Annotated in this window: 13 protein-coding genes; 12 read left to right on the top strand and 1 reads right to left on the bottom strand. The window is 40.0% G+C overall.

Translation table 11 applies throughout. The features are described 5' to 3' along the window. Position 1: 1 nt before the first annotated feature. The 9 genes from MM214_RS12980 to MM214_RS12940 all read left to right on the top strand — a co-directional run bounded on the left by MM214_RS12980 (position 2) and on the right by MM214_RS12940 (position 7,640). Positions 2 to 1,450 (top strand): SusD/RagB family nutrient-binding outer membrane lipoprotein, encoded by a 1,449-nt coding sequence (locus tag MM214_RS12980; RefSeq protein WP_241296058.1) that lies wholly within the window; start codon positions 2 to 4, stop codon positions 1,448 to 1,450. An 18-nt stretch (positions 1,451 to 1,468) separates the two neighbouring features. Beyond that, a complete protein-coding gene (locus tag MM214_RS12975) occupies positions 1,469 to 1,960 on the top strand; it encodes a hypothetical protein (RefSeq protein ID WP_241296057.1) in 492 nt (163 codons plus the stop codon). A 140-nt stretch (positions 1,961 to 2,100) separates the two neighbouring features. Next, complete coding sequence (locus tag MM214_RS12970; RefSeq protein WP_241296056.1) at positions 2,101 to 2,958, top strand: ABC transporter ATP-binding protein; 858 nt, start codon at positions 2,101 to 2,103, stop codon at positions 2,956 to 2,958. Further along, a complete protein-coding gene (locus MM214_RS12965) occupies positions 2,955 to 3,773 on the top strand; it encodes a hypothetical protein (RefSeq protein ID WP_241296055.1) in 819 nt (272 codons plus the stop codon). Before MM214_RS12970 ends, MM214_RS12965 begins: the two co-directional genes overlap by 4 nt. Before the next feature lies 1 nt (position 3,774). Continuing rightward, entirely contained in the window at positions 3,775 to 4,155 is a 381-nt protein-coding gene (locus MM214_RS12960; protein ID WP_241296054.1) for a GntR family transcriptional regulator, read from the top strand. Beyond that, positions 4,139 to 4,891 (top strand): hypothetical protein, encoded by a 753-nt coding sequence (locus MM214_RS12955; protein ID WP_241296053.1) that lies wholly within the window; start codon positions 4,139 to 4,141, stop codon positions 4,889 to 4,891. The genes MM214_RS12960 and MM214_RS12955 overlap by 17 nt, the downstream gene beginning before the upstream one ends. A 58-nt stretch (positions 4,892 to 4,949) precedes the next feature. After that, on the top strand, positions 4,950 to 5,990 hold the full coding sequence (locus MM214_RS12950) for a TlpA disulfide reductase family protein (protein ID WP_241296052.1): 1,041 nt from the start codon (positions 4,950 to 4,952) through the stop codon (positions 5,988 to 5,990). Between the two features lie 75 nt (positions 5,991 to 6,065). Then, positions 6,066 to 6,356 carry a HigA family addiction module antitoxin gene (locus MM214_RS12945; RefSeq protein WP_241296051.1) on the top strand — a complete coding sequence of 97 codons (291 nt, stop codon included), beginning with the start codon at positions 6,066 to 6,068 and terminating at the stop codon, positions 6,354 to 6,356. Positions 6,357 to 6,506: 150 nt separating this feature from the next. Continuing rightward, the gene (locus MM214_RS12940) at positions 6,507 to 7,640 is read left to right on the top strand and encodes an ATP-binding protein (protein WP_241296050.1); all 1,134 of its coding nucleotides are present in this window, start codon (positions 6,507 to 6,509) and stop codon (positions 7,638 to 7,640) included. Positions 7,641 to 7,642: 2 nt separating this feature from the next. Here MM214_RS12940 and dinB read toward each other — a convergent pair whose 3' ends face one another. Next, entirely contained in the window at positions 7,643 to 8,839 is a 1,197-nt protein-coding gene (gene dinB / locus MM214_RS12935; protein ID WP_241296049.1) for a DNA polymerase IV, read from the bottom strand. Between the two features lie 158 nt (positions 8,840 to 8,997). Between dinB and MM214_RS12930 the strand changes: the two genes are divergently transcribed. The 3 genes from MM214_RS12930 (at position 8,998) to MM214_RS12920 (ending at position 11,054) form a co-directional block, all read left to right on the top strand. Continuing rightward, positions 8,998 to 9,693, top strand: a complete 696-nt coding sequence (locus MM214_RS12930; protein ID WP_241296048.1) for an XRE family transcriptional regulator — start codon at positions 8,998 to 9,000, stop codon at positions 9,691 to 9,693. A 271-nt stretch (positions 9,694 to 9,964) separates the two neighbouring features. Further along, positions 9,965 to 10,450, top strand: a complete 486-nt coding sequence (locus tag MM214_RS12925; protein ID WP_241296047.1) for a methylated-DNA--[protein]-cysteine S-methyltransferase — start codon at positions 9,965 to 9,967, stop codon at positions 10,448 to 10,450. 136 nt (positions 10,451 to 10,586) lie between these two features. Then, the gene (locus tag MM214_RS12920) at positions 10,587 to 11,054 is read left to right on the top strand and encodes a GNAT family N-acetyltransferase (protein WP_241296046.1); all 468 of its coding nucleotides are present in this window, start codon (positions 10,587 to 10,589) and stop codon (positions 11,052 to 11,054) included. Positions 11,055 to 11,137 lie beyond the last annotated feature (83 nt).

Here is an 11,137-nt window from a genome sequence, read left to right as displayed (position 1 = left end):
AATGAAAGTATTTAATAAAATTTTATACGGAGCGACTTTCGCTTTATTAGTGAGTAGCTGTAGCGAATTTATGGATATCAATGATAATCCTAATAATCCTGACGCAGTTACTCCTGAGTTGCTATTGCCAACTGGTCTGACTGGAGCAGCTTTTGCAAATAATAATGAGCTAAATAGATTTGGGTCTACAGTGATCTCTGTAACTGCTGGAGCTGCAAACTCTCCATCTGCTTACGATGTCTATGATATTGATTCTGATGATTTTGGGAACCAATGGAGATTTGAATTGTATAGTGGATCTCTCATTGCTTTTGAAGAAATGATAAGGGTTTCTGAAGAAGTTGATGCAAAGGCTTATAGTGGTATAGGTAAGATCATGAAAGCTTATGCTTTCGCTTTGACTACTGATACTTGGGGTGATATTCCGTATTCTGAGGCATTAGGAGGCTTAGGAAATACGCAGCCCGCTTTGGATTCTCAAGAGGACATCTATAAGGGAGCTGAGGGTATTCAAAGTTTGTTTGACTTGGTGAGAGAAGGAATAGCTGATCTTGGAGAAGAAAGCTCATTGATGCCAGGGCAAGATGATATCGTGTATGGCGGTGATTTGGATCAGTGGAGAAAGGCTGGATATACCTTGATGTTGAAGATGGCCATTACCATTTCTTACAGAGAGCCAGCTTTGGCTACCACGATCATCAATGAAGTGCTTCAAGATGGTGAGCTGATTACAAGCAATGTGGATGACCTCAACGTCAGATTCGGAATGGCGCAGGGTAGCTATGCTCCTGCACACGAGTGGACAAATGTATCTACTTTTGCAGGTGATTTGATCATCAGTACAAGGTTTGTAAACTTGCTGCAATCCAAAAATGATCCAAGGTTGCCGCTATTCGTCACTGCTCCTACAGGCTCGTATGTGACGATTGATAATGGATTTGCTGGTCAAAGACCACTTCCGCAGACCTCTTGGTCTAGATTCAGCTCTTATGTAACGGGTAATGGTGCAGGTCCAGTAAGGCTAGTAACCAATTTCCAAAGAGCCTTCAACCTAGCCGAGGCGGTAGTGAGACTTGGTGTAGCTGGTGATGCCAATGAATATTATCAAGAAGGTATCAGGGCTTCTATGAGTCTGGCGGGATTGTCTGCTTCTGAAATTGACGCTTATTTTGCAGCAAATGCTGATGAAGTTAATTTGACTGGAAATGTAGATGATGACATGGAAAAAATCATCACTCAAAAATATATCGCTTGGTTCGGAAATGGTGTAGAACAGTGGACTGACTGGAGAAGAACAGGATTCCCTACCTTGGCTCCTCACCAAAATGCTGGTGGTGTGGATCCTAATCAGCGTCCTTTGAGAGCGCAATATATTTCTCAGGAGATAAATAGGAATCCTAACTTCCCAAACAACATATTTTCAAATGTGCCTGTTTGGTGGAATGAATAACTTAAACACATGAAAAAGATGAAAAATTATATATTTCTTTTGATTTTGGCACTGTTTGCCAGCTCTTGTGAACAGGACTTTGGTGAGCTTAATAGTGACAATGTAGCCGCGGTGCCTTTGACATTTCCAAATGCAATAACTGTTGGTTTTGATCCTTACATAAGCGTATCTTTAGGAGATGGTGGTGAGATCAGATATGAAATGGAGATCCCTGAGTCTTCAGGAAGAACAATTGCAGAAATCACCAAGGTAGTAGGTGGTGCGTCCGATCTTAACGTCGGGACTTTGAGCTCTGGAACGAGCTACATTGATGATCCTATTCAAGTTGGAGGTACAAGTACTGAGTTTGTGACGTCTATTTCTGAGTTTGAGGAAAGAGTTCGTACAAATAGCGCTGGAGAAGTTACACCAGTGGAAGCAGGACAAGAATTGGCATTCTTGTTTTTGGTGACACTTGACAATGGTGATCAGATCGTCTCTACTAGAGTAAGAGTAAGGGTTACGGATTAAGTACATCTCAAATAATTAATAGCTTAAAAGGATGGCAGATTTACTGTCATCCTTTTTTTTATTTATTAGTTTTATTTTGAATTATAGATTTAGATAACTATGTTACTGTCCTAATTAACTAGGACAGTAAAACAGCAGTTATGGTCACTATCGAAAAAATGGATTTTTCTTACCCCAAAAAGCCACTGATTTGTCGAGGATTAAACTTATTTCTTGAGCAAGGCAAAATAATTGGCTTATTAGGATTGAATGGCGCGGGTAAATCTACCTTGATGCGCTTGATGGCAGGCTTGCTGAAGCCAAAAACAGGGGCGGTAAAATTTGATAACCATGCTACTTTTGAAAGGACAGTTACCTTTTTAAACCAAATGGTTTTTATTCCAGAAAAAGTTTCAGTGCCTGAATTTCTGAAAGTAAAAGACTATTTAAGTGTGTATAAGGACTTTTATGAGGGTTTTGATACCGGAAGGCTTGAAGAGCTATTTGTGGAGTTTAAAATCACAGGCAACCAACGCATCTCCAACCTTTCTTTTGGCCAGCAGAAAAAGCTTCAAATCGCTATTGGTTTGAGTTCAGGAGCTAAGTTACTGCTCTTTGATGAGCCCACAAATGGCTTAGATATCCCATCCAAAAGTACATTTAGGAAAGTGCTTTCGGGTAGTTTGCAAGAAGATCAGACGATGGTGATCTCTACCCATCAAGTGAAGGATATTGAAAACTTGGTGGATCAGGTGATAGTCTTGGATCAAGGGATGATTAAGCTGCATGCAGACTTGGCAGAACTAGAAAATGAATTCGTGTTCTCCCAAGCAACCAAAGCACCAGAAGGAGCGATTTATGTGGAGTCGCATTTGCTAGGAGCACATTACATCATTGGACAATCTGAAAGTGTCGGAGATTCTGGAGGAAGTCCAGATTTGGAATTGCTATTCAATGCGGTGATTGAAGGCAAGATCTCTGGAGAATTTTTAACCAATCAAAAACTAGTCAAACCATGAATAATTTATCTATATCCAGAATTTTGAAATTGATCAAATTTGAATTTTTGATGCATAGGAGGTTTTATAAAATGCTCTTACTAGCGGCATTTTTGATCGTGTTTGCAATATTGCTGTATACCATGAGAAAAAAAGCTGCTTTTACGAATGATGATTGGGAAGATAGACTTTATACAAGTACTTACTATTTCTACATGATAGGGGCTATGTTTTTAATTGTAGGGCAGAGTTTTATGGATTTGAGGTCCAAGATGGAGATAGACCGCTACCTTCTTTTACCAGCTTCAAATATTGAGAGACTTTTGTCACAGATTATAGTCAAGTTTGGAATTCTATTTTTGATTATGCCGTTAATTTTTTTTGGTGCGGCAATTCTGTCCCGCTTAGTTAGTACAGAGATTTTTTATCCAATGGTGAAAGGGTATGAAAAAATAGAGTCTATAAGGCTCGAAACATTATGGCCATTAAAGCCAGGAAGGCCTGTTGCGTATTATATGTTTGTTTTGGGTATACTCTTCTTCATACCATCAATATTATTTACAGGTAGCTTGTACTTTGGAAAATGGAATGTAGTGCTTACGCCTCTTTTTATCCTATTGATTGTAATGGCTACAGTGTATTCAAGCTTACTTATTTATAGGGTATTTTATTATAATTATATTCGGTTAGGGGATTTTCTTGATGTGAGTGCAGAAGTACGATTTTTTGGTGAAGATATTCCTGTTTTAATATTGATCTTGATGCCAATATTCTATACTGGTAGTGTTTTTAGTTTTATAATAGCTTATCACAGGCTAAAAGAAAGAGAGATCTGATATGGAGTTTAGTGAAGGTAAAAATATATATGTACAAATCAGAGATCGGTTAGTTGACCAAATACTTACTGGTATGTTGCTTCCAGGAGATAAAATTCCTTCTGTGAGAGAGCTGGCAGTGGACTTAGAAGTCAATAGGAATACGGTCATGAGAAGCTATGCCTTGATGGAGCAAGAGGGGATAGTAGATAACAGACGGGGGATAGGTTTTTTCGTCTCAAGTAATGCTAGACAGCGACTGACTCAGGAGGAAAAAGAAATCTTTCTAAAACAAGAACTACCTAGGCTTGTACATCAAGCGAAGGTATTAAAAATGTTACCTGCTGATTTTAAAGATTTATTTGATCAACTTAATGAAAACCAAAATGAAAACAAGCAATAAACTATTGATCTTTTTTCTCAGTATTTCTTGGTTGGGAATAGTGAGTGGGTGGCTGTATAGTGCGGCACATACCAGTGAAAAAAGACTTGCATTTCAAAAAGAGCTTGATCTTAATAAGCAAAATGGAACTCCATTTAAAGTTGCAGATATGGATTATCAGAAAGATTTAATCGAGGGGGAGTTCAGTGTAGTGTCCGTAAGTAATTCAGGTCATGTCTTTGTTTTTACGGATAGTATTCCAGGTATTGTGCAAACTAATCCTAAGGATAAAAAGGTGGCTTCAGAAAAGGACGAGCGCTATTCATTTGAAGTGAAAGAAGATACTTTATTTATAAGAGGCATTCATCAGAAGAAGTTTGTTGCTTACACCTTACAGGTTGGGACTCAAGTAAGATCTTTTGTGATCGATAGTGTGGCTACATTGGACCTTTTTGCGGGAAGGAATTTCATAGAGGATAGTCTTTCTATTACGTCCTCAAACTCAACGTTCGTCTTAGGTCCAGACCTTTCTGTAGGGAGTTTGAAATATACAGGGAGATCAAGTTCTGTTTTGCAAGCTTACGCTTCCATAAAACACCTTGATATTGATATGGAGAGAAGTAAGGTTGTGATTCACCATGGGTTAGATGACGTCAATGGAGAGATCAAGGACTTTTCAGAGTTAGCGCTACCAAAAAGTACAAAAGAAGTAAACTTAAAAAAGGATACTAATTCTAAATTTTATTTCAGGAATTGAGAAAAGGGATTTAGTTCGAAAGAGATTCCCCGCTACAATACATCCTAAATCACTCACTATGCTACGATACGCTTTCATTTTATTGATTTTATTTTCAAATCAACTTACTGCTCAAAATTCCTTTTCCATCAAAGGCTCATTCCAAGATTTCAATGGAACCGTCTATTTAAAATACGATTCCAAGATAGACAGCTGCACTGTGACAGATGGTGATTTCACCTATTTTGGAAATATTGATCTTGCTACCCCAGCTAGTTTTTTCATCAAAAACGAAAAGCAGGTTTACTACAATATATTTGTTCTTGAGCCTGGAGAATTGGCTGTCAAGGTAGATACGGTTACGAGGGTGTATGATGGTGAGCCAGTATGTAGTCTTCGTACTAAGGTGACTGAAGGTGGTCGTACCAATGCACTGCTTGATTCATTTGAAGCTAGGCTAATGCAAAATACAAGTGCGATGCAAGGGAAAAGTGCAGATGAAAGAAAACAATTTTACCTAGATGAGCTTAGAACATTTTCCGCAGAATATCCAAAGGAAATAGCTTCATTGATTTTAGTAGAGCAAGCAAGTCCTGCATTTTCTCCAGAAGAGTTGGTTTCTTTTTACGTCAAACTTGATGCGGGTATTCAGAGTAGCTATTATGGTAATAGTCTCAAAAATACCATTGACAAAAACAGCAAAACTGAACTTCGGCAGCCAATCAAAGACTTCTCGCAAGAGGGTCTGAATGGAGCGCTTGTTTCCATTGGAGATCTGCGAGGTAAATATGTGTTGGTTGATTTCTGGGCTTCGTGGTGTGGTCCTTGTCGTGCAGAAAACCCGAATCTGTTGAAGATATATGAATTGTATAAGGATAGTGGGTTTGAGATTTTGGGAGTGTCTTTAGATGCTGATCGAGGTAGTTGGGAAAAAGCAATTCAAGCTGATGGGTTGACCTGGCTGAATGTTTCAGATTTAAAAGGAAGCCAAAATGAAGTCGCTAAGATGTTTGGTGTAAGTGCTATTCCTGACAATATATTGATTGACCGTGAAGGGAGGGTTGTCGCCAGGCGAATCGGTTTGGAGCAGTTGAGCCAATTGCTTTCTTCCGTTTTATGATTCGGTTTTGTAGTTATGTACTAAAGGGCACGCTAGTGAAGTAGAGATTGTTGACTGTCATTGAATAGGAAAAAGATGGAAAAATTACCAAATATACACCCTGGAGAAATTTTGAATTTTGAGTTTCTTGAACCTTTGGGAATCACAGCCTATAGACTTTCTAAGGATTTGAAAATTCCGCAAACTCGGATTTCGGAAATCATAAAAGGGAGACGCAGAATTACGGCAGACACGGCTTTAAGGCTGAGTATATACTTTGGTAATTCTGCGAAATTTTGGCTTGGACTTCAAGATGATTATGATATCGATGAAGAAAAAGAGTCGAAAGAGTTAGAGTTCAAAGAGTTGAGACATTATCTGACGTGATTTTGTAGGTAAATGCCCCGATTATTCAAGTAGGTTCTAATGCTCTAATCGAGAAATATCATGTTTATTTTCGATTGTAACCGAAAATAAACATGTTTATTTTCGGTTACAATCGAATAATTTTATAATTTCGCTTGAAATGATTTGATTATGATTAAGCGAGTTATAGAGGAAGAGCTTAAAATCCGCCTGAATGGAGGAAAGGTGTTGCTGGTATTGGGTCCCCGGCAGGTCGGTAAGACTACGTTACTGAGACAGTTGATCGAGCATGAGAAGCTGGATGCATTGTGGCTCAATTGTGACAACCCTGACGATAGGGCTGATTTAGAGGATGCGACGATTACTAGACTGAAATCACTCGTCGGATCGTATGTGTTGGTGGTGATAGACGAAGCTCAGCGGGTCAAAAACATTGGCTTGACCTTGAAGCTGATCGCAGATGGCATGCCCGACGTGCAGGTGATTGCATCTGGTTCATCTGCTTTGGAGTTGGCAAATGAAATCAAGGAACCTCTCACAGGAAGGAAGCGAGAATTGAGTCTTTATCCAGTATCTACGGGAGAAATGATCATCCATAGCTCTCAAAGAGAGGAAAGAAGGATGCTTGATACGAGGCTGATCTATGGCTTTTACCCTGAAGTTGTCAATAAACCAAGTGAAGCAGAAGAGATTCTTGAAGAACTTACGAGTAGTTATCTCTACAAAGATATTCTAACCTTGGATCAAGTACGAAAGCCAGTCATTCTACAGAAATTGCTACTTGCCTTGGCGTTGCAGGTAGGTTCTGAAGTCACTTTTAATGAGTTGGGAAATACCATAGGGATAGATAAAGAGACAGCTGAAAAATATATTGATCTGCTTGAGAAAAGTTATGTAATCTTCAAGCTGAACTCCTTTAGCCGTAATATGCGAAGGGAAATCAAGAAAGGAAAGAAAATATACTTTTGGGATAATGGCGTTCGGAATGCGATTATCAACAATTTTAATTCTCTGTCTTTGAGGAATGATATAGGAGCGCTTTGGGAGAATTTCATCATCAGTGAGCGAATGAAGTTTTTGCATTATAACAGAATAAAAGCCAATGTTTATTTCTGGAGGACGACGACAGGAATGGAATTGGATTGGCTAGAAGAAAGGGGAGGTGTGATTCATGCTTTTGAGGCTAAATGGAACTCTAAGAGGCGAGCTTCACTCCCTTCAGGTTTTGAAGATGCGTACCCTAATACTGTCTATGAGCAAGTGTCTCCTGATAATTACATGGATTTTTTAACAGTAAAGAAATAAGCCTATATCTCCACACCACTGAAGGGATTGAACCTCCTTCTGCCGACTTGCATGGCGATGGCGCGACAGACTGTTTTGTCTCCATATTTGGCGTTTAGCTTGTCGAGTGTTTGGTAAAGCCTGATTTGCTCTTCTGAGTCATCGAACAGGCTGATCTGATAGTTGCCATGGACTAAGCTGCTGAATCGTACTCCTATCAGGCGGATCAGCATGCGACGATTGTAGAGTTTTTTGAAAAGCGCTTTTACCACAGAGATCAAGGTGTGGTCTGTGGAGGTGTAGGCGATTCGCTGCTGCACTGTATGTGTATCAAAGTCTGAATAACGAATCTTCACACTCACGCAGGCGGTCAGCTGTTGGTTTTGCCGGAGTTTAGAAGCAAGCTGTTCTGTCATGGCGATCAGGTGAGCTTCGAGCATTTTGACATCGATAGTGTCTTGTTCAAAGGTGTTCTCAGATGATATAGATTTGGCCTCTGTATAAGGAGTGACTAGGGAATTGTCTATGCCGTTGGCTTTTTCCCAGATGATTCGACCATTTTTCCCAAAGGTGGCTTCTAGGAGTTCCGCAGGCATTTTTTGTAATGTCTGCACTTTTTTTACGCCCATGTTGTAGAGTGTGTGCGAGGTCTTTTCTCCGATCATGGGGATTTTTCTGACAGAAAGTGGAGCGAGAAAAGGTCTCTCATCTCCTGTGGGGATTTGTTTCTCATTGTTGGGTTTTGCTTCTCCTGTGGCTACTTTGGATACAGTTTTGTTTTGAGACAGTCCCATAGAGATAGGGAGTCCGCTTTCTTTCAGGATTCTTCTTCGGAGCTCTTGTGCCATTTTATAGCAGCCAAAATACCTGTCCATACCAGTGTAGTCGATGTAGAATTCGTCTATGGAGGACTTTTCAAAGAGCGGGACATCTTCTTGGATGATGGCAGTGACTTCTTGGGATTTTTGGCTGTATTTTTCAAAATCCCCTCGTACAAGGATGGCTTCTGGGCAGAGCTGTCGCGCTGTACGCATAGGCATGGCAGCGTGTACGCCAAATCTTCTTGCCTCGTAGCTACAGGAAGCTACGACTCCACGGTCACTAGATCCTCCGATAAGGATAGGTTTGCCATAGAGTCTATTGTCATACAGTCGCTCCACCGATACAAAGAATGAATCTAGGTCCATGTGTAGAATTTGTCTATTTGATACGCTTTTCATTTTGTCTATTATTTTGACATTTTATTGTTTATAATTTAATCTTTATTGTTTAGATTTGAAATGTGGTTGAGGGGAATTTTCGATAAGTGTGAAAAATATCAGGACAATAAATGTCAGTATTCTATAAAAAGGTCTTTTATTAAATTAATGAATCAGCGATGTATATCCACGGGAATATCAAGTTTTTGCGTAAGCAGAGGGGGTTGACACAGGAGGTTGCTGCCCAGGCGGTGGGTATCAGTCGATCTAAGTTGGCTGGTTATGAGTTGAATATCAATCCGCCTTTGGATGTGGTATTGATGATTTCGGATTATTTTGGGGTGTCTGTAGACTTGCTCCTGCGTAGAGACCTCCAGTCTTTGTCGGCGTACAAATTACGCCAAGTATTGGAGACAGATCAGTACTTGAAGGGGAAGCACCTTAGGATTTTGGCTACTACGGTAGATACACAAGGGAGGGAGTTGATAGAAGTGGTGTCGCAGAGAGCCAAGGCCTCTTATCTGGCGGGATTTTCAGATCCAGAATTTATAGAAGAGTTGCCTAGGTTTTCCTTGCCATTTTTACCTTCGGACAAGAAGTATAGGGTTTTTCAGATAGATGGGGACTCGATGTTGCCACTACCTGATGGGGCGTGGATCGTCTGTGAATATGTAGACGACTGGACCAAGATCAAAGATGGTCAGCGCTATGTGCTCGTGACAGAGCAAGATGGGGTGACTTTTAAAATAGCGTATAGCCAAGTAGAAGATAAGGAACGGGTTTTACTTTGCTCTAGCAATCCTATATATAAGCCGTTTTATGTAGCCGTTTCAGATTTGCGTGAAGTTTGGAGGTTCAGGATGGTGATGTATTGATGATTGAGCCTTGTCGCATTTTAGGGGTTGACTTTGAGTTGGAAAAATGTTTGGGGAATATTATTTGGGTTTTTTTCATTTTTTTGGTTTTAGTTATATTTTATTAGGTATTTAGTTGCTGGTACATGTTTTTAATTTTGGACAAATAATAAAAATATATGCTCTTTCTTAAGACAAAAGCCCCTATATTTCGTTGTTATCATATTGGCGTGCGCATATTTATTAGTGATCATTGAGTGTGGATTGGTTTTTTACTTAAAAAAAAGAAGAGATGAGAGAGATTGCAATCATGGAGACGCCCTTGGGCAATATAAGAGCAGAGGCTTTTGAAGGATATTTGATTTCGTTAAGGTTTACAGATGAGCCTGTTACAGATACTTTTTTGGATGGTGTACTGATGGATGTTAGGATTCAGTTAGGATTATACTTTCAAGGTAAGCAAAAGACTTTTGATGTCCCCGTTGCTTTAGGGGGTACTGATTTTCAACGTCGTGTTTGGCTTGAGGCAAATAAGGTCCCTTTTGGAAAGACAAAAACGTATGAACAGATAGCGACAAACCTTGGGAGTCCTAAGTCAGTGAGAGCTGTAGGGACAGCTATCGGAGCTAACCCTATATTGGTGATGCTTCCTTGTCACAGAATTATCGGAAAGTCAGGTCAGTTGACAGGATATGCTGGCGGAGTTTGGCGTAAGTCAGCCTTGTTAGAGTTAGAGCAGAAGGATCGTATTGGGCTTCAGGCTGTTTTAGGGGTGTGATATCTTTAGGAGCTTCTTGCTAGATCCCCCTGAATTGAATTACTTTTAGTGATGATAAGAATATTCAGCCATCTTATTTTTGTGATAGGATGAAGTATTACTTTTTTCTACCTTTCGGTAAAAAAAATAGTAACACATGTTAACAGAGTCTATTGTAATCGTTCCTTATACTTCGGCGGATCATGGAGATTTTCGAGATATCACAAAGACTTGGGTGGAGGAATATTTTTCTTTAGAGCCATTTGATATTGCGCAGCTTGAAGACCCTGAGGGAACCGTGCTGAATCAAGGTGGTGCTATACTCATGGCCAAGGCAGGTGGTGTGACACTAGGTACGGTAGGTTTGAAGTATGTAGCTGAAGGGGTATATGAGATGATCAAGCTTGGAGTAGCTTCTTCACATCAAGGCAAGGGTGTCGGTCGACTTTTGTCCATAGCGATCATGGATCAGGCGAGATTCATGGGAGGTAGGAAGCTCATTCTCTATAGCAATACTAAGCTCAAAGCTGCTCTGAAGCTATATCGCAGCCTCGGTTTTGTGGAGACATCTTTAGAGTGTGGTAAGTACCTGCGCTGTGATATCAAGATGGAGATTGATCTATGATTTTCCTATTCCCCAAATAAATCTTACCTTTGCGATCCGAAAATCGGAATTAATTTTGAATCCAGCGGTTCGATCACCCGCTT

It is taken from the genome of Belliella kenyensis (assembly GCF_022549675.1).
Taxonomy (GTDB): domain Bacteria; phylum Bacteroidota; class Bacteroidia; order Cytophagales; family Cyclobacteriaceae; genus Belliella; species Belliella kenyensis.
Note: the sequence above shows the minus strand (reverse complement) of the source record. Positions and strands in the feature narration are given on the sequence as shown.

Coding starts and splice junctions, on each gene's coding strand:
- MM214_RS12980 (WP_241296058.1), top strand. CDS start 2: ATGAAAGTATTTAATAAAATTTTATACGGAGCGACTTTCGCTTTATTA.
- MM214_RS12975 (WP_241296057.1), top strand. CDS start 1,469: ATGAAAAATTATATATTTCTTTTGATTTTGGCACTGTTTGCCAGCTCT.
- MM214_RS12970 (WP_241296056.1), top strand. CDS start 2,101: ATGGTCACTATCGAAAAAATGGATTTTTCTTACCCCAAAAAGCCACTG.
- MM214_RS12965 (WP_241296055.1), top strand. CDS start 2,955: ATGAATAATTTATCTATATCCAGAATTTTGAAATTGATCAAATTTGAA.
- MM214_RS12960 (WP_241296054.1), top strand. CDS start 3,775: ATGGAGTTTAGTGAAGGTAAAAATATATATGTACAAATCAGAGATCGG.
- MM214_RS12955 (WP_241296053.1), top strand. CDS start 4,139: ATGAAAACAAGCAATAAACTATTGATCTTTTTTCTCAGTATTTCTTGG.
- MM214_RS12950 (WP_241296052.1), top strand. CDS start 4,950: ATGCTACGATACGCTTTCATTTTATTGATTTTATTTTCAAATCAACTT.
- MM214_RS12945 (WP_241296051.1), top strand. CDS start 6,066: ATGGAAAAATTACCAAATATACACCCTGGAGAAATTTTGAATTTTGAG.
- MM214_RS12940 (WP_241296050.1), top strand. CDS start 6,507: ATGATTAAGCGAGTTATAGAGGAAGAGCTTAAAATCCGCCTGAATGGA.
- dinB (WP_241296049.1), bottom strand. CDS start 8,839: ATGAAAAGCGTATCAAATAGACAAATTCTACACATGGACCTAGATTCA.
- MM214_RS12930 (WP_241296048.1), top strand. CDS start 8,998: ATGTATATCCACGGGAATATCAAGTTTTTGCGTAAGCAGAGGGGGTTG.
- MM214_RS12925 (WP_241296047.1), top strand. CDS start 9,965: ATGAGAGAGATTGCAATCATGGAGACGCCCTTGGGCAATATAAGAGCA.
- MM214_RS12920 (WP_241296046.1), top strand. CDS start 10,587: ATGTTAACAGAGTCTATTGTAATCGTTCCTTATACTTCGGCGGATCAT.